This window comes from Nostoc piscinale CENA21 (assembly GCF_001298445.1).
In the GTDB taxonomy this organism is placed as follows: Bacteria; Cyanobacteriota; Cyanobacteriia; order Cyanobacteriales; family Nostocaceae; genus Nostoc_B; species Nostoc_B piscinale_A.
The window spans coordinates 6,401,864-6,418,635 of record NZ_CP012036.1 but is presented as its reverse complement, the minus strand read 5'-3'; the positions used below and the strand labels follow the sequence as shown (position 1 = coordinate 6,418,635).

The 16,772-nt window shown below is 42.8% G+C and carries 25 protein-coding genes and 2 pseudogenes; 15 read left to right on the top strand and 12 right to left on the bottom strand.

Annotation, left to right across the window (positions count from 1 at the left end; all coding sequences use genetic code 11):
- Positions 1-128 precede the first annotated feature (128 nt).
- The 3 genes from ACX27_RS27580 to ACX27_RS27570 all read right to left on the bottom strand — a co-directional run bounded on the left by ACX27_RS27580 (position 129) and on the right by ACX27_RS27570 (position 2,002).
- The gene (locus tag ACX27_RS27580; RefSeq protein WP_062297234.1) at positions 129-326 is read right to left on the bottom strand and encodes a DUF2811 domain-containing protein; all 198 of its coding nucleotides are present in this window, start codon (positions 324-326) and stop codon (positions 129-131) included.
- A gap of 734 nt (positions 327-1,060) precedes the next feature.
- Positions 1,061-1,711, bottom strand: coding sequence for a bifunctional phosphoribosyl-AMP cyclohydrolase/phosphoribosyl-ATP diphosphatase HisIE (gene hisIE, locus ACX27_RS27575; RefSeq protein ID WP_062297232.1), 651 nt, complete (start codon positions 1,709-1,711; stop codon positions 1,061-1,063).
- A 96-nt stretch (positions 1,712-1,807) separates the two neighbouring features.
- Complete coding sequence (locus ACX27_RS27570) at positions 1,808-2,002, bottom strand: ChaB family protein (protein ID WP_062297230.1); 195 nt, start codon at positions 2,000-2,002, stop codon at positions 1,808-1,810.
- Positions 2,003-2,110: 108 nt separating this feature from the next.
- Between ACX27_RS27570 and hemL the strand changes: the two genes are divergently transcribed.
- Complete coding sequence (gene hemL / locus ACX27_RS27565; RefSeq protein WP_062297228.1) at positions 2,111-3,409, top strand: glutamate-1-semialdehyde 2,1-aminomutase; 1,299 nt, start codon at positions 2,111-2,113, stop codon at positions 3,407-3,409.
- A gap of 409 nt (positions 3,410-3,818) precedes the next feature.
- Positions 3,819-4,958, top strand: a pseudogene (locus ACX27_RS27560) (protein kinase domain-containing protein); the annotation flags it as partial.
- Positions 4,959-4,967: 9 nt separating this feature from the next.
- Here ACX27_RS27560 and ACX27_RS32050 read toward each other — a convergent pair.
- The 5 genes and pseudogenes from ACX27_RS32050 to ACX27_RS27535 form a co-directional block, all read right to left on the bottom strand.
- Positions 4,968-6,003, bottom strand: a pseudogene (locus ACX27_RS32050) (IS630 family transposase); the annotation flags it as partial.
- 94 nt (positions 6,004-6,097) lie between these two features.
- Positions 6,098-6,259 carry a hypothetical protein gene (locus tag ACX27_RS32635; RefSeq protein ID WP_158507431.1) on the bottom strand — a complete coding sequence of 54 codons (162 nt, stop codon included), beginning with the start codon at positions 6,257-6,259 and terminating at the stop codon, positions 6,098-6,100.
- Positions 6,246-7,031 carry a Rad52/Rad22 family DNA repair protein gene (locus ACX27_RS27545; RefSeq protein WP_062297226.1) on the bottom strand — a complete coding sequence of 262 codons (786 nt, stop codon included), beginning with the start codon at positions 7,029-7,031 and terminating at the stop codon, positions 6,246-6,248. Before ACX27_RS27545 ends, ACX27_RS32635 begins: the two co-directional genes overlap by 14 nt.
- A complete protein-coding gene (locus ACX27_RS27540) occupies positions 7,028-7,597 on the bottom strand; it encodes a hypothetical protein (RefSeq protein ID WP_062297225.1) in 570 nt (189 codons plus the stop codon). The genes ACX27_RS27545 and ACX27_RS27540 overlap by 4 nt, the downstream gene beginning before the upstream one ends.
- A 108-nt stretch (positions 7,598-7,705) precedes the next feature.
- Positions 7,706-8,083: a hypothetical protein gene (locus tag ACX27_RS27535; RefSeq protein ID WP_062297223.1), complete on the bottom strand. Its 378-nt coding sequence runs from the start codon at positions 8,081-8,083 to the stop codon at positions 7,706-7,708.
- A gap of 154 nt (positions 8,084-8,237) precedes the next feature.
- Between ACX27_RS27535 and ACX27_RS32630 the strand changes: the two genes are divergently transcribed.
- A complete protein-coding gene (locus ACX27_RS32630) occupies positions 8,238-8,402 on the top strand; it encodes a hypothetical protein (protein ID WP_158507430.1) in 165 nt (54 codons plus the stop codon).
- A gap of 4 nt (positions 8,403-8,406) precedes the next feature.
- Here ACX27_RS32630 and ACX27_RS27530 read toward each other — a convergent pair whose 3' ends face one another.
- A complete protein-coding gene (locus ACX27_RS27530; protein WP_144427550.1) occupies positions 8,407-9,183 on the bottom strand; it encodes a hypothetical protein in 777 nt (258 codons plus the stop codon).
- Between the two features lie 75 nt (positions 9,184-9,258).
- On the opposite strand from ACX27_RS27530, the gene ACX27_RS35900 reads away from it, so the two are divergent.
- On the top strand, positions 9,259-9,426 hold the full coding sequence (locus ACX27_RS35900; protein ID WP_083468857.1) for a ribbon-helix-helix domain-containing protein: 168 nt from the start codon (positions 9,259-9,261) through the stop codon (positions 9,424-9,426).
- Between the two features lie 98 nt (positions 9,427-9,524).
- On the opposite strand, the gene ACX27_RS32045 is transcribed toward ACX27_RS35900, so the two are convergent.
- Complete coding sequence (locus ACX27_RS32045) at positions 9,525-9,737, bottom strand: hypothetical protein (RefSeq protein ID WP_144427549.1); 213 nt, start codon at positions 9,735-9,737, stop codon at positions 9,525-9,527.
- 212 nt (positions 9,738-9,949) lie between these two features.
- On the opposite strand from ACX27_RS32045, the gene ACX27_RS32625 reads away from it, so the two are divergent.
- Together ACX27_RS32625 and ACX27_RS32040 are read left to right on the top strand one after the other, a co-directional pair.
- A complete protein-coding gene (locus ACX27_RS32625) occupies positions 9,950-10,090 on the top strand; it encodes a hypothetical protein (protein ID WP_158507429.1) in 141 nt (46 codons plus the stop codon).
- A gap of 23 nt (positions 10,091-10,113) precedes the next feature.
- On the top strand, positions 10,114-10,458 hold the full coding sequence (locus ACX27_RS32040; protein ID WP_144427548.1) for a hypothetical protein: 345 nt from the start codon (positions 10,114-10,116) through the stop codon (positions 10,456-10,458).
- On the opposite strand, the gene ACX27_RS27520 is transcribed toward ACX27_RS32040, so the two are convergent.
- On the bottom strand, positions 10,412-10,747 hold the full coding sequence (locus tag ACX27_RS27520; protein WP_083468856.1) for a helix-turn-helix domain-containing protein: 336 nt from the start codon (positions 10,745-10,747) through the stop codon (positions 10,412-10,414). The two genes, ACX27_RS32040 and ACX27_RS27520, sit on opposite strands and share 47 nt — an antisense overlap.
- A 344-nt stretch (positions 10,748-11,091) precedes the next feature.
- Between ACX27_RS27520 and ACX27_RS27515 the strand changes: the two genes are divergently transcribed.
- Positions 11,092-11,706, top strand: a complete 615-nt coding sequence (locus tag ACX27_RS27515; RefSeq protein ID WP_062297215.1) for a hypothetical protein — start codon at positions 11,092-11,094, stop codon at positions 11,704-11,706.
- Here ACX27_RS27515 and ACX27_RS27510 read toward each other — a convergent pair.
- On the bottom strand, positions 11,698-12,366 hold the full coding sequence (locus tag ACX27_RS27510) for a helix-turn-helix domain-containing protein (RefSeq protein ID WP_062297214.1): 669 nt from the start codon (positions 12,364-12,366) through the stop codon (positions 11,698-11,700). The genes ACX27_RS27515 and ACX27_RS27510 overlap by 9 nt on opposite strands.
- A 17-nt stretch (positions 12,367-12,383) precedes the next feature.
- Here ACX27_RS27510 and ACX27_RS32620 point away from each other — a divergent pair, with 17 nt between their 5' ends.
- From ACX27_RS32620 to ACX27_RS27465, 8 genes are all read left to right on the top strand, one after another.
- Positions 12,384-12,569, top strand: coding sequence for a hypothetical protein (locus ACX27_RS32620; RefSeq protein WP_062297212.1), 186 nt, complete (start codon positions 12,384-12,386; stop codon positions 12,567-12,569).
- 69 nt (positions 12,570-12,638) lie between these two features.
- A complete protein-coding gene (locus ACX27_RS27500; protein ID WP_062297211.1) occupies positions 12,639-12,899 on the top strand; it encodes a hypothetical protein in 261 nt (86 codons plus the stop codon).
- A complete protein-coding gene (locus tag ACX27_RS27495) occupies positions 12,899-13,120 on the top strand; it encodes a hypothetical protein (RefSeq protein WP_062297209.1) in 222 nt (73 codons plus the stop codon). Before ACX27_RS27500 ends, ACX27_RS27495 begins: the two co-directional genes overlap by 1 nt.
- Entirely contained in the window at positions 13,120-14,238 is a 1,119-nt protein-coding gene (locus ACX27_RS27490; protein WP_062297208.1) for a helix-turn-helix domain-containing protein, read from the top strand. Before ACX27_RS27495 ends, ACX27_RS27490 begins: the two co-directional genes overlap by 1 nt.
- Complete coding sequence (locus ACX27_RS27485) at positions 14,213-14,779, top strand: hypothetical protein (protein ID WP_062297206.1); 567 nt, start codon at positions 14,213-14,215, stop codon at positions 14,777-14,779. Before ACX27_RS27490 ends, ACX27_RS27485 begins: the two co-directional genes overlap by 26 nt.
- 243 nt (positions 14,780-15,022) lie before the next feature.
- Complete coding sequence (locus ACX27_RS27475; protein WP_144427547.1) at positions 15,023-15,268, top strand: hypothetical protein; 246 nt, start codon at positions 15,023-15,025, stop codon at positions 15,266-15,268.
- A 188-nt stretch (positions 15,269-15,456) separates the two neighbouring features.
- Positions 15,457-15,918, top strand: coding sequence for a hypothetical protein (locus ACX27_RS27470; protein ID WP_062297200.1), 462 nt, complete (start codon positions 15,457-15,459; stop codon positions 15,916-15,918).
- A gap of 83 nt (positions 15,919-16,001) precedes the next feature.
- The gene (locus ACX27_RS27465; RefSeq protein ID WP_062297188.1) at positions 16,002-16,730 is read left to right on the top strand and encodes a GIY-YIG nuclease family protein; all 729 of its coding nucleotides are present in this window, start codon (positions 16,002-16,004) and stop codon (positions 16,728-16,730) included.
- Positions 16,731-16,772: the final 42 nt, after the last annotated feature.

Here is a 16,772-nt window from a genome sequence, read left to right as displayed (position 1 = left end):
TAAGTCAGGGCGAACATTTGTTCGCCCTGACTATTTATATATGTATTCTGTTTTTGCCCCAGTCCTGATTGATATAGCGATCGCCAAGACAGTTAACATATCAGGAATGTCACCCACTTACCACATAACTAGCAGTTGTGGAATAAAGTTTCTAGATAAACACGAGCAGCACGGCGATCGCTATCCCCATTTTGGAGTAAAAACAGTGACAAGGCTGCTGTTAACACACGAGTTTGATCCCAATCAGGGTGAGTTTCTAAATAAGTTTTGAGAGATTCATGGAGTGTTTCGGGAATTTCCGTAAAAATGCTCACCTTTGTGTTCATGAGATTTTCCTTCTCTGAGGTCGATCAAGCGAATTTACTAGCACTCTTGAAGCAAAAAATCAAAATTGTCGCTTCTGTTGCCTTCAAACATCTCAGGAATTTTTTGATTTCCCCAGATAAATTCGGGTAGAAAAAAAGTGCCAGTCGCATCATTGTGCTTCAAGAGGGGGTGGTTTTGTCAATGCTGCGAAATGTTAACAAAAGTGCTTAAGAAAAGAAAAACTCACGAAATAATCAGGGTTTAAGCTGAGTTTTTGTTACATCAATTCACAAAAACTCAGTCACTGAAACAAGCAACAGCTATCACCTCAAAATCCCCAGTAACCCAGCAAGTGCTGATCATCTCGTAGTGTGTCTGTGGAAAACTACTCAAACCCCTGTGGAAACCCTGTGGAATCAGTGAGGAAAAGTTCAGTGAATGATAAGAATTACAAAAAGTTTGAAGGTAGGAGTCAATAAGAGGAAAAGGGGCAGGAGGCAGGGAGCATAGGGGAAGACCAAGACGAGGCTTTTACTCATGTTTGCGCCCCGCTCCCTGCCCCCTTTCCCCCTACTTCTTCTGGTCAGGAGGCAGAAAAATCATTTCATCCTCTACTTTCCACTCCTTAGTCCCTAATCTCTAGTACAGATCGGCGTAAATAAACAGACCATCTAGAATTGCTAAAAGGCTTGTGGTATTAATATTCTTCCTTTTTTCTTTTGACCTTTTACTTTTGCCTTGTTGTACTAGTCCCTTAACTTCTCCGTTCTTGTAACTTCCGATATACCGCCTTTAAATCGACTTGATGATGAGCTAAAGCAACCAAGGTGTGATACAGCAAATCTGCTACCTCGCCTGCAATGGACTCTGGCTCATCATCCTTAAAAGCCATTACCACCTCAGCCGATTCTTCACCAATCTTTTTTAAAATCTTGTTATCACCGCCTGCAAATAGCTTGCAGGTATAAGAACTTTCTGTGGGGTGGTCGCGGCGATCGCAAATCACCTGAAACACCTGAGATAATGTATCTGCTGGTGGTGGTTGAATTTTGCCATCTACTTGATGAAAACAGCTGCGCTCACCCGTATGGCAAGCAATATCTCCAATTTGCTCTACCCCAATTAACAAAGCATCACTATCACAGTCATAACGAATGCTTTTAAGTTTTTGAATATGTCCCGAAGTCCTGCCTTTATGCCACAACTCTTGACGGGAACGACTCCAAAACCAAGTTTCTCCAGTTTCCAAAGTCTTTTGTAACGACTCCCGATTCATCCACGCCATCATCAAGACTGTGCCATCCAAATAGTCTTGTACGATAGCCGCTATCAAACCCCGTTCGTCGTAGCGAATTTCTTCAACGGGAATAGCCTGGTGGAATAAATGTGGTTCGGTAGAAAACATACCAGCTTACTTGCTTTAACAACAATGATTAATGGATTCACGATACCATTCTCAATATGACAGCTGGCATGTTTTATGAAAATGAAAATTTATTACCTAGCCAGAAACAACAACATTTCTGTCCATTGCAGACTGCATTCTAACGGCACTTAGCGCCACTTGGTGAGCTTTCGATGCTTCCCCATACCAATGGAGAGCCGAGTTAAAAGCTGCACGGTAAAGCTCCTGGTATGCCTCAGATAAGCGAGTCCTGATTTCTAAAGGCAAGTCTTCATTGGACTTATACAACATAGTTGTTATTTTCCTGGTTCAGCTATTTATATAGGATAGAAATTATGCACAGTATTTAACCCTATCCTAAGATAGAGCTTTTTTCTTTCTCACTGTTAGGAGAGAACCTTGGTAAACACCACAATTAAAACCACAAAATCACAAGAAATTTTCGCCGCCGCCCAAAACCTCATGCCAGGAGGAGTTAGTTCTCCTGTCAGAGCATTTAAATCTGTAGGTGGTCAACCCATAGTTTTTGACCATGTTAAAGGGGCATACATCTGGGATGTTGATGGCAACCAATACATCGACTATGTAGGCACTTGGGGGCCTGCTATTTGCGGACATACTCATCCAGAAGTGATCTCAGCACTCCATGAAGCTTTAGAAAAAGGTACAAGTTTTGGTGCGCCATCAGTTCTGGAAAACGTACTCGCAGAAATGGTGATTGATGCTGTTCCGAGCATCGAAATGGTCAGATTTGTCAACTCTGGGACAGAAGCTTGTATGGCAGTTTTGCGGCTGATGCGGGCTTTTACCAATCGGGAGAAAATCATCAAATTTGAAGGCTGCTACCACGGACATGCTGATATGTTCTTGGTCAAAGCTGGTTCCGGTGTGGCGACCCTCGGTTTACCCGACTCCCCAGGAGTACCAAAATCAGCAACTAGCAACACCTTAACAGCTCCTTTCAATGACTTGGAAGCCGTCAAAGCATTATTTGAAGAAAACCGTGACCAGATTGCTGGTGTCATTCTAGAGCCAGTAGTTGGCAATGCTGGGTTTATTCCTCCTGATGCTGGGTTTTTAGAAGGTCTACGGGAACTCACCCACGAACATGGCGCTTTACTAGTGTTTGATGAAGTCATGACAGGCTTCCGTATCGCCTACGGTGGCGCTCAAGAGAAATTTGGCATTACTCCCGATTTGACAACACTGGGTAAAGTCATTGGTGGTGGTTTACCAGTTGGAGCCTACGGAGGACGGCGGGATATTATGTCCATGATTGCTCCCGCTGGCCCTGTGTATCAGGCGGGTACTCTTTCCGGGAATCCCTTGGCGATGACAGCTGGTATCAAAACCCTGGAATTGCTTCAAAAACCAGGTACTTATGATTATCTTGACCGAATTACGCAAAAACTATCTGACGGGTTACTGCGAATTGCTCAAGAAACTGGTCACGCTGCTTGTGGTGGTCACATTAGCGCCATGTTTGGCTTATTTTTCACTTCTGGGCCTGTTCATAACTACGAAGATGCCAAAAAGTCAGATGCTGCCAAATTTGGACGTTTTCATCGCGGAATGTTAGAGCGTGGTGTTTATTTAGCACCTTCTCAGTTTGAGGCTGGGTTTACTTCTTTAGCGCATACTGAAGAAGATATTGAGCAGACTCTAGCCGTCGCACGGGAAGTATTGTCTAGTCTCTAGGTGCTGAGTCACCGAAGTTTGCTCAACGGGGGAAACCCCCGCAAGCAACTTCTCGCTGAGTGCTGAATACTCAGTACTAATTTGCCAAGCAATTGAGAACATTAGCGCCTACGGCGCTTTCTAAACTCAGCACTCAGCACTTTCAACTCAGCACTACTTACGTGACTGTAAAAATACTTAGGATTTTTAGTTGAAAATAACTTATTACACAAATAGCTTGATAACTACTGACGATCGCGCTGTAAATCAGCTATCTTGTTGTGATGATCGCTTAGATAAACCAGTCGAACTTTAGGAACTCTTCAAAGGATTTCCAGCATAAATTACCTGCCCAGAGTAGGTTTTGGTCTAAATAATTAAACTAGAGCGTAACGCTCCCGGCCATTTTCGCGCAGCGAGTTGACAGTGCATGAGCTACTGCTTAAATCCAACCTGTCCCAATCCAGAAAATGTGGTATATAGCCAAAGGTGTCAGTCTTGCGGCTCGCGCCTACTGCTGCGCGATCGCTATCGGGTGAGTAAACCGTTAGGTCAAGGAGGCTTTGGCGCAACCTTTCTGGCTCAAGATGAAGCTTTACCAGGAGAACCAAGTTGCGTCATCAAGCAACTACGACCATCAGGAAACGCACCCCATGTTTTGCAAATGGCGCGAGAACTATTTGAGCGTGAAGCCAGAACTTTGGGTAAAATTGGCAACCATCCTCAAGTCCCCAGATTACTTGACTATTTTGAAGAACAGGAACAATTCTATCTAGTTCAGGAATACATTAGTGGTGCTACCTTGCAACAGGAAGTCAAAGCTAATGGAGTATTGACTGAAGTTGGCGTTAAACAGTTTTTGAGTGAAATGTTACCTGTACTGCAATACATCCATGAGCAGAAGGTAATTCACCGTGATATCAAACCAGCCAATTTAATTCGTCGTACTCAAGATGCCCGAATGGTGCTAATTGACTTTGGTGCTGTCAAAAACCATGTTACTCAAGCTGCGCCGAGTCAATCAGGACAGACCGCCTTAACCGCCTATGCAATTGGTACCCCTGGCTTCGCACCTCCTGAACAAATGGCGATGCGTCCGGTTTATGCTAGTGATATCTACGCCCTGGGAGTAACTTGTATTTATTTGCTCACCAGCAAAACCCCTAAAGATTTAGATTACAACCCCACCACAGGGGAAATGATGTGGGAACATTTGGTGCATGTGAGTGATCACTTGACTGGTGTATTACGAAAAATGTTAGATGTTTCCGTACGCAATCGCTACCAGTCAGCAGCAGACGTTCTCCGAGCATTAGAAATGGAGCCTTACTTAGATAGTTTGGCTAAAAGCTTGCTAGTAAAACCTGAAAATAATTCTAAAGAAAAAACACCGCAGCGTGGAGATAACTCGGCGATTTTATGCAGCAATCCTTCCGCAATTGGGGGTACTGCGACAGGAGTAGCACAGGTAGCCGCAGCAATTCGCGCCAGAAGAGCGAAAATTGCTGAAGCTGCTGCTTCCGATCAAGGTGGAATGCGTGCAGCCTCTGTAGGTAAACCCGGAACGTTACCTATAGGACTAATATTTGATTTTTGAAAAAGCTCCGTACATCTGAAGAGTGGGAAAATCAAAGGTAGTGTGACGGATAAACCATTCAAACATCCATTTTAAATGAGAAAATGAAGGGAGCAAAGCACAAAAACGTCGAACCCAGGTTTTGGCTTGCAACCAAACATCCTCAATAGGGTTTTGTGTTGGACAATTAGGAGCAAAACGAACGCAGTGTATTTTCCACTGGTCAGTTGAAAGTCCTTTATTCAGTTCATCCAAAAAAATTCTTAATTTCTTGAGAACGATGGTAACTAGCACCATCCCAAAAAAATTAATAATTGCTGATTAGGAGACTCATCTAGCAAATAACGTAGATAATCAATCGTATTTTGGGAATTTCCAGCATCATAAGTTTTAAGTATTAATTCTCCTTGAAGATAGTCAATGGCTCCATAATATGTTTGTTTCTCTCGTTCATTGACCACCGGAACCATAATTTCTTGGTCTGTTTTACCCCATATATAACCACTTAAGTCTCCCCACATTAAATGACATTCATCAATCAGTAGCACTCTTAATTTACCTGTTTCAATTTCGCTCCGGTTGTTTTCCAACAATGTTTCAATCTCTTTTTTTTTGCATCAACAGCATCTGGGTCGGCTTTTGGGTTAACTTTCGTGTTTTTTTTCCAACTTATTCCTGCTGCTTTAAACAAATCGTAGTAACTTTTTTTCGTTTCGTAAACTACATCGTATTCAAAAGCTAGTTTATACTCTAATTCTCCTATTTCCCAATAATCCTTTGTTTGAAGCCAACTCAATACTTCCTCTCGCTGCTCATTACTCAAATAGCTTTTTCTTCCTTTATAATTTAGTCTTAGACCATCAACACCATTCTCCTCATATACTTGTTTCCAACCTGTTATTGAACCAAGTGAAACACCAAGAATTTTCTTGATTTCCTCATATAAGTAACCTTGATAAACCAGCTTTACTGCTAATCCTTTTCTCGCTTCACGGGCATTTATATTTTGAACTATAAATTCCTCTAGTTCAGCGATCGCCTGCTGCAAGTGCTGATTCAGCATTGTTCTTCCTTATACTTATTACCTGTCTCCGTATTATCTCTTGTTTTTTTTCAAAAATCAAATATGATTCCTATATGCCATCGCTAGACTCAAAGCTGTCGCCATCTTTTTCTAGGCTTTCAAGTTCTAGCTCGATAGCTCTTTGCATCTCTAGCAAAGCGCGTTTGTATTTTCGTCTTCCGATGGCTATTACCTTGGATTTTTGCATCACTACACCTTCAAAACTGTCCATAAGCCTTCAACCGTTCAATTATTTTGTTGTAGTCAGTTGCCAGAATATTGTTAGTTGACTCAACCCCAAACTCTACAAATACCGCCTTAACATCGGTGTCTGACAACTTAAGTTCATTGCGTGCGATCGCCCATAATCTTTGGGCTTGTGCCTTAGAAATGGTTTTTGCTGGAGAAACGCCACTCATATCATGCAGAATCGAGCCTTCTTTAACTGTTGATTGTTGAGTTTTCGGAATCGGCTTGGCGCTAACAGTCGAATTAGGTGGAAGTAGTTCACCTTTATTTCTAAGGTATGTGATAAGCGATCGCAGTTCGTTTTTTACCTTATCGCTCAGTTCTTCCGCGTTTTTGCTGAGGTAAGTTGCCACAAAAGCCTGATCGTCCAGATAAACACCTACGCCCCATGCTTCAGCAGCGTTCTTAAAAGCCTCGGCGGATACCCTGTCAGCCGCACTACCACGACTGACATCTTTGCCATCTTTATTGGTGGCAGCGACTAGCGGAACGCTACCAATTGCTTCTTTGCGTATGCCCAAAATTGTGATAGCACAACGGCAAACTGCGTCAGAACCCAATACTTCCACAGAAGAGAAATCAGATAGCCATTCAGGGGCGACCTCATCTAATCTTTGGCGGATAACTTGATGCGGGACAAACGCCCAGTAACCCTTCCCTGGTAATTCTCTAATCTGATGAAAAGAAGGGGGAAAAGGTTTCTTTAAATCGATTTGAATACGGCGCAATTCCTCCCTGATTTCTGGAGTAATCATTCCTTGATCACCTCTTCTAAATACCCGATCGCCATCTCTAAATTACAAAGCGCATCTTCTAAATATTTTTTGATTTCTGGGCTGCGATCGCATAATTGCTTCCAAGTATCGGATGAGCTTGCGATCGCCTTAACTCCTATATAGTGGCTCTCCAGTTTGATTTGAATACTTTCGACTTCTTCAAGGTTGATGGTTGGAAATTCTGCCCTGATTTTCCCTAATTCAGTTAGCAAAACATTCAGGAAATAACCGGAGTCAATATATTTACCCCCCAGAGTATGCCCACCTTTGTTGAGGTTCAGTCTTTCACTCCCATACCTGCAAATTGTCAACAATTCACTGCAAAACGTGAATTCTGCCCAAGCTGATTGATTATAGACCGCCTTAATTTCAATCCCTAATTCTAGTTGTATTTCAGGTGGGATTGCTTTATCAAGAAAAGCTTTAAATTCAGCGATCGCGTTGTCAACCCAGCGGTGCTCTTCAGCTTCTTTCGCCTCTTTTTGGGCTTTTATTTCGGCTTGGTATTTGTTGTAGGCGCTGGTGATTAATTGGTCTAAGCTCATAGTTGTTACCACTGATAAATCGAGATTTTAGGAATTGATGTGGAGACAAGAGACGCGATACCTACGGCACACCTAACGGTGAACGCCGTAAATCTACAATCCTCCTCATCACCGTGTACCCGTCCCATTTTCACTATCTGGTTGCCCGTTATCGCTTGGAACGTAAGCATCTCGTCTCAATTGCTCACGCTGCTGTTGTTCCCATTGCTTTTTGCAAGCAACTGCGTCACCTTGGAACCCAGGCAATGGTTTACCCTTGTCGCACTGGATATTTAATAGTTGCATTTTTGGGGGCTTGCCAGTCCATCTTTGGCGGACACGCACAACTGGTTTAATTTGCTTGACACAATTTTCTTCACGGCGATCGCACCCACGATTAGCGATCGCTACAGCATGACCAAAGGCGATCGCGTGTTGGTTGGACAGGGAGATCCCAGCAGATAAAACGGTTGTAAAAATGATGATGGTTGCGTTATATTTCAGCATAATTATGATTTGATTCTCAACGTTTACAGTTTTTGTGTGGCGGCGGATTTGTAGCGAGTCCGCCTTTTGCTTTGGGATTATTCGCCAGGGATTATATACTTGGGCTTGTCGTTGTCGAAGGGAGTTTTTCTAACCCCTCCCGGTTCTGTCTGTTTTGGCTTTTGGTCTTTCTGTTGTCTGTGGTACATCAACAGCACAGATGGGCATGGCAAGCAGAAGCACCAGCAACAGTGCAGACTTTGTGATATTCTTCATGGTGTTCATCTTGAGTGGTGGACAGCGATCGCTGACTTCTTGGCAGAGGGGCGATCGCTTTTGATGATTTAAACTGCGATTAATTCTTGAGCAAATTCGTGTAGATCAATTACTGCTTCTTGTGGCGTAGCAAACGATCCTAAACTCATGGTGTGAGACCAGAAGCAATCCCACCCCATCCTGATTTCACCCATCACCGCGCCATCGCAACTTACATCCCACACAGCAGCACAATCCCCGCTGACTTGAGCGCATCTTAAAAAGTAGTTGCCGATAAAATGAGAATCACCAACTTGCGGTAATTGCGCGGGCTGTTGTGCTTCAACCACTTCGGCGGCAACCCTATTAAGTTCTTCGTGAAATAAATAATCATCGGCGGGTTCGGAGGGGATTGGTAAAGTGCCTTGCTTGTAATGCCAGCAGATATACGAGAAGCACTTACCCCAAGCGGCATCACGGAAAATTTCAACGCCGTTAATTGCTACAAAATAAGGTTGAGTTAAATTATCATCCTGTTCGATGGACGCGATCACTACCCCATCAACCACAACATCACTACCATCAACATCAAAATTAACTGGCTGCACTGGTTGGGGCTGCTTGGCTTCAATTGCATCAATCCATGATTGCTTGGAGCGTTTATCTTGAGCTACTGCGCCAATTGGTTGAGCAATCGCCTTCAACTCAACTAAACTTTTAACCTTGAGCGTATCGATTGAATAAATTTGGTACATTGTAATAGACCTTTTTGGGTTAAGGCGATCGCTTTCTTCTTGGTCGGAGGCGCGATCGCCTTTGTTTTTGCTTCTATACCTAATGTTATGCAGATTTACATCACTTGTCAAGCATATTTACATAAAAATGCTGTAGGATTAAAGTAATGTGATGTAATTGAGGTGTAACGCGTGAGTAAAACAATAATGAAGCGGCTAAGTGCAAGCATTCCAGACAAGCTCTACGAAAGGTTAGAGAGGTTGGCCGAATCCGAAGGTAGATCGGTTTCCAACTTGGTTTCGTACCTCTTGGAGTACAGCATTGAAAGAAAAATTGAGGGCTATGAAAAGGAAGCGCAGAACGCAAAAGCCTAGAAATCTGCCCACTATTACTTATTAAGTAGGAGCTATCGCGATGTTCAAAACTTTACCAAGATACCCTTTGTTTTGCCCAGAATGCGGACATCCTAGTTTTAAGTGTCTAAACTTCTGGGATGGGCTTTGGAGGTGCTACGAGTGCGGTGATACGCGATTTGTTGCCAAAGAGGGGCCGTGCTACCAGTCACTTCCTCCAAGTTATGTAGAGAATTTTCCTTACCCAAACCCAAAGAGCGATCGCGGCTAATGTTACTTAGATTAAAACTGCCAGTCACAAAAGATTGGACGGAAGAAGAACAAGAGGTCATTGCTCAAGTATGCGGATACCATAAAAATGCACGAACAGCCAGAGATTGCAGCAATATTCGACGAATTACAAAAACAAGTAGGAATGTGGGAGCGATCGCGATGAATATACAGCAGTTTGAAGCATTAGTAAAAAAACTGCCTTGACATCCCTTACGAGATTCGAGCTACCCGCAGCACTTACGAGGCAATAGCTATGGAGGAGGAGAACCCTTTGGCTATTGCTTGGGAATACGGCATCCTTGAGGGGAAGTTCGCTTTTTGTAGTCGTGAACTTGTGGACGGGGAATATATTACACTTCAAGGCTCCGGTAAAACCCCAAAAGAGGCTTTTACTAATAAAACCACAACTTAGGAGCAAAACTAGGAGCGATCGCGGTGAATAATATTCCAGGACGGCAAGTAAACAATATTGCGGAGCTAAAACGCGACGACTTTTTGATCATTAAAGGAAATTACAAAGGTTATGACGAAAACGCGGTTTACGTTGTCAAAAGCGTTAACGATAAAGAAAATTATTGCGATATTCATACCAAAGAAGGCTTTGCGGTTCTGTATGTTCTCAATGGGGAGGTAACAAAACATGAAAACTGGCGACTATTTGCTAATACGCGCCCAATATTTCAATCAGAAATCAATACCCACATTGCGGTCTTCAAGACAAACCTGACCGTCCCTAACCCCTCCCCACTACCCCCACTAACAACACAATCAATTCCCTAATCCCCTCATCATCCAAATTACGCACAGCAATCTGAAAAATATCCCTTGAGCTTTTTTGTTCAAGGGTTTTTTCATCTCCACTCAAATAATCATAAAATTCCTGCACAGACATCCCCGCCGCCGTTGCAATTTTTTCTATATTCTCAGCATTAGGCAATCCAGAGCCACTCATCCAATTTTGCACAGTACCAACCGCCACATCCAAATCTAACGCAAACTGGCGCACTGAGCGATCGCCCTTCACTCTCATCAAAATATCCGCCAATCTCCGCCGCGATCGCCTATCCATATCAAGCTAATATACACACCTCGTATATTATGCCCAAGTTGATGTATAAAACACGACTGACTATTTAATAGATCATAAAACAACAAATAAATGAACGCTATATTTTTAATAATTAAAGGTGTTATTTATATATTGAAGAAGAATTCAGAAGTCAGAATTCAGGAGTCAGAATCAATCAATGGGGGATTCAAACCCACCACTGATTGTAGACCGCTAAATCGAATATTTAGCGGGGGTTTAAAACCCACTTATTCATCCGCCAGTCGTACAGAATTCAATTGGAGAATTCTGACTCCTGACTCCTGAATTCTATTTTGATAAAAATCCTACTATCGCAAGTAACAATGTCAACATTGAATGCCATTGATTTGGCTGAATTGATCTCTAAAAGCTGTTCTGTTTCTCTGATGAGCGATCGCGTATTAATTATCTGCGATCGCCATGAAGATTACGCCGTTTTGTTACGTCAAGAAGACATCATAAAACAAGCATTAAACTTCATCATTAACAGAGAATTATTCCAAATAAATTGGGTAACAATAGGTATCAAAGATACCGATACTAGGCATTCAATTAAGGTTATGGAACACAAAACTGAGCTAAAAATCATCACATTAAATGACGACTTGATAACAGAGTGCTTAAACTACAATGGCGCTTGTGGAATCGTTCGTATGTCAGACCACAAAGGATTATTCTCGAACGAATTAATCACTTTTAGCAGTCAATCCCACCCTAATGATTGGGTGGGTAAAAACATGGCTGATTTTTGGTTTGACGACGAACTTGAGAAGTATGTGCAGAGGCTTTCTCAAGACGGAGAATTGAGGAATTATTCTTACGTGGCTAAGATGATGGATGGGCGAGTCGCCCGTCTAACTGTTGATGCGAGAATAGTAAGTTGGCGGGGCGAACTCGCTCGAATTGTAAAGACAATTAACCGCGAATTCTTATCTTAAATTCGTTAAGTTGGTGCCGTTCTGTGTCGTCCTGTGGCATTGCTGCCAGTAATCGCCTACTCTGTACATTCCGCAATAGTCTGTTATTTCTTCTAGGGTGCCAAATTTGTTTTTTGTCAGGGGATTTGTTAGGTATCCGGTTATTATACGTAATTCGCTTGTCTTTATTGGCTCCCCTCGCATCGCTGCTTCCAAATCGCTCAATTCTACTTTTGTTTTTTGAGAAAATTGAGCAAGCGTCATCGATTCCTCTCTTAAGTGCGCCTCTATTAATTCGGCTAATGCATTCATATAAAAAGTTTCAGAAGCAATATCAATAAAATCGTAAATATTCAAGGTGCGATCGCCCAACTCTACAAATTCGGCCGCCGCGATCGCTGCCAAAGTGTTATATTTAGGCTCACTGACACCCCTCTCGATCATTCCGAGAGTATTATGTGCAACTTCTATGCCTGTTTGTGCAGAAATTATGCAAGCAGCATCACGCAAATTCAAACCTTTCGCTTCTCTGCTATGTCGAATTATCTCTCCTAGCCTTATCAATCCAGCCTTTGTCCAAATTAAGGGTCTCACATTTCCGGTGTACTGCACAATGAACAAAACCAGCATAGCATAGTCATTGCAGAGTGCCACATTTATGCTATATTGGTCATTGGGCATTACACATTACAAATGCGATGACCAAGCAAATAGTTAGAGAAAAACCACAAATCCGAATATCAAGTGAATTGCGAGACAAAATTTCTCAGCTCGCAGAACGAAGAGAAATAACAAAAAATGATGCGGCTGAATTCCTCCTAACGATTGGGTGGGAAGTGCATCAATTAATAGAGTCAGGGCTTGTATTACCTAAAGCTAGTTAATAGCTAAAAACAGCCACGGCATTTAGTAGATGTCGTGGCTTCTCAATATTTATTTACTAATACAATTTTATGACCCAAACCACTGCCAGCACAATCGCATTTGCCGTACATCGGTCTAGTGTCCAGGAAGTCTTAGGAGCGATCGCGCTTCTCAAGCACCTAGCAATATTTAAGTTAAAGTTTGTCCGTGATCGCCACCTCTATCAAGAGAAGTACTCTTCCTTTGAGGAGTATTGCAATACAGAGCTTCAAGAATGGGGTGGATATCAAACAGCCTCAGCGTTACTGGATAGCAGCACACCGTGTACCGAAGTGTCGGGAGGTGTGTGATGACAGATTTCTCTACACGCGATCGCAACATAAACCAAAAGTTTTTCGCACTCTCCGCAGAGTCAAAAGAGTTGCGTGAAAACTTGAAGCTAATGAGAGACAGCAAACTTTATTTAGAGAAAGGATATTTTACATTTCAGGATTACTGTGATGCGGAGCTTGCCCGGTTTGGTGGTTACTCCCGTGTTGAGCGCCTTTTGGGGCAAGAAGGGGGTGTGTAATGGTATCTCAAGCACCTTCTTTAAATCAGGAGCAATCTTATGCGTTGCTATCAAAAACTGAATGCCTATTCGCCGCTATTTGGCACAATCCCGAAGGGTCGGTAGGCACAGAAGAAGTTGCCAAATATTACGAGGTTAATCCTGACGCGATCGCGGCTATCCTTGCAGTCCATCACGAAGAGTTCAGTATTACTGAGGATAACTGGACACCAAGAGAAGCAATTCGGTTGGGGATGCTACTCAATTCGTCGGTGGCTAGTAATGTGCGATCGCTGGCATTAGATGTAATCGAGGCGCAGAAGTGCAAAGACAAGCGACAGCAAGTTACGCGTTTATTACAAAATTCTGATTTTGTGCGATGGAGTAATCGTGAAATCGCCAAAATATTAGGATGTAGCCACACGACCGTAAACGAAGTCCGCAATCAGCTAGAAACCGACAACAAAGTAATTAAGTTTGAGCGTCGCAAGCACATCCAAAACGGTAAAGAGGTAGAACGAAAAATAGGCGTTTCAGGGCAACAGATGGAAACTAGTTTCCATCTACAGGACTCAAACCCTGATTCTACCGTTCAGGCTTTGGCAACCTTTTGCTCACCTGGAGATCCAAGAGACGGAGTAGAAGTCCCAGTGAGAGAAATCAAGGGAAACCCAAGGCAGATGCTTGCGGACTTCCCTAGCGGGACGGAGGTAGTCAGCGTTAAGAAACTCACCACCCCAAGTTCACCCTACCCCCAAGAACGTAGACTTCCACCTCAATACCAAGAGGCGATCGCGCAACTCGAAGAACAACACAGACAAGAGATTGCGCGGTTGGAGATGGAGATTGAGTCCAGGATACGGGGAGAGGCAGAGCGATTGGCGATCGCGTCTCTGCATGATCAAATCAAAGCGGCGCAAGATTTAGCTAATACTAAATCCTTGGAAGTAGCCAAATTGCAAAGACAGTTGGTTGAACTGGAATCTTTGCGACAACTGGAAGAAGAGAACCGTTCTTTACGCGATCGAATTGGGGAATTAGAACGCGCCCTAGAGGATCGCCCTCTTGCGGACTGGGGGAACACTTTCACCAAGCAAGCCGAAAAAGTAATCAATGCCCAGGTCAAAAAAAGTTGTTGAAAACCTAGAACCAGAATTACACCTCAGAACAATGGCTAAGTCCGCCCCAGAAGAAAACCCCCGTGAAACCGTAACATTGCTTGGGCTATCTTTAACTGCGATGGCTAATGGACACCCAAGGTTTGCGGCAGAACTTCGTAAGGCAGCGGCGATTATTTTAGGTGTAGACGAAGCCCAGTTAGAAACAAAAAAACAGCAACTTGAGCAATTATCAAGCGCGATCGCGGCGTTCCAAAAAGTAAATACTTGGGCAGAAGTTTCACAATTAAGCGATCGCTACCACCTAATCAAACAAGAGATTTGGGTAAACCTCATTCCCCAGCAAAGGCAAAAAATCGAAGAACTCAAAAACTCGGTTGATGTCTGCGACGACTCACTGAAAATCGGTGATCGCGTCTCCCATTCAGATAAATTCCAAGTCCGCTATCAATCTAAAGGCACAATCATTGGCTTTGAAAATGAAATGTTCTTGGTGGAATGGGACGGCGAAAAGCACTTATTCCAGCACAGATATGAAGAGTCCGAGTTAAGAAAAATATGACCGAACATCAATATCTGCGTGGGCTAGTGGCTGACAGATTTGACGCGGAATATTGCGCGATCGCGCAGTCTCTATCCCCCCGAATCAACCAAGCCCGACTAGACGGCGATGTCCTGCAAGTTGAGCTACTCAAATGCAAACGTGAATTCCTTTTTCAGCAAGCTCTACTGCAAAAAATGAGATCGGAGGACATCATTTACTGGCTAGAGCAGGACAACGAATTAAGACGTTTAGGAGCAAACTATGTCGAATGCCACGAAGCCCCAAGCTTCACCTAAACACAAAGACTTAGCCGCGTTAATGCGAGAAATTCAACTCACCGCAGGCGCGATCGCTTCTTATGCTGAAACGCGATCGCCTGAGCTACCTTTTTCTAGTGATTGGGTAGCAAGTCGAATTGGATATTTAGACGTGAAATTGCAATTGGCGGAGGAAATTAACTGTGGATCTAAAGACAAAAATAATCCAGGAACTGAGCAAGGGCGATAAATTCCCATGTCAACTTTACGACGCGCTTGAGCTTAGAAATTACCAAGATTTGTGGCGTGTATTAGGGCAATTAAAGGCAGAAGGAAAAGTGCAAACTTATTTCACAAATACCCCACCCAGCGCCACTTTAACTTACACGCTTACCGAAAAACCAAAATCATTCCCTTTGATTCTTTGGAAGCCATTAAATGCAAGCCACAGAAACCCAGCTTAGAAAACCAAAATCTAGCCTGTTTATTCAGTCGATAAAAATTGACCACGGCGACGATTTTAAACTGTCAATTGTCCAGGACTTACCACCAGAAGACAAAGAAACTAAAAAGCTTACATCCAAGTACACAGATGAGCCAAAGAAAAGTTTCTTCCAAGCATTGAAAATCCTTCATCAAACCGTCATGGCTAGATGTGGACTTGATGATGAACTGTGGGTAAACGGCAAAATTACCAGTATAACCATCAAAGAAACAGAGGAAGGCATAAACATCACTATTGTTTCTTGCCTAGAGTTTGGCGAAGAAACTCAATGTTTTATCAAGTTGGTGGAAGAAAATATTAGCTACGAATTGAAGGAGAGATTAGCCAACCTAGAAGCAGAAATTGAGGACTACATTAAGGGCGATCGCGCCTACAATCAGCAATCACTCTTTTAGCCATAAAAAAATCGCCTTACGCGAGGCGATCGGTGGTGTTTAAGAGTAATTGATATCATCTACCTAACAAAAAGGATAATACCATGAAGATACCAATTATTACAATTACAAAAACTTCACACAATTATCCTAATTCTTATTATTTTAAGTGGGATAATGGTATTAACGAAAATGCCTCCGCGTTGCTGTCAACAACCGGAGGCGGGGCAACCTATTCAGCAGGTTACAGAATGATCATACCAAACTCTACTCAAGGTTACATATATTTAATTCACGCAATTGGAACGCCACGCTACAAAATCGGGAAAACAAGACGAGATCCGTCTAAAAGATTTTTAGAATTAAATAGTTCGCAAAGCCCATACCCTTTAAGGTTGTTAACCTTCTACAAAACAAGCGACATAGACCAGCAGGAAAATAGAATTCATGCGCTTGCAGCACGGCACAGAGTTCATGGCGAATGGTTTGAAATCCCTGATTGGTGGCTAGAAAAGCTAGATGAATGGTTTTACAAAAGCAATGGGCAATCTCCCCCTCATAAATCATGGGAGACAAGGCTAAGGATTGTAGACAAATCAAGCAACTGCTCCAACAAACTGGGTTATGGTGACATTTATTCGTTGTCGCTTAACCTTATCTTGACAAGTGATAACAAGGTTGTCCAAGGTCTACATACGTTGCTAGATCAGTACCTCAAGTCACAAGGACAAGAAAGAAGAAAGATTATAGACAAAGTTAAGCACGAGTATAAAATCGATATCCTGTCTGAGAGCTATGCTGCCGCATTTAAAAAAAACTCTCAGGATTGTTAGACGCGATCTAGCAAAAAATAGAGCGTTAAATGAGTTAAGCGT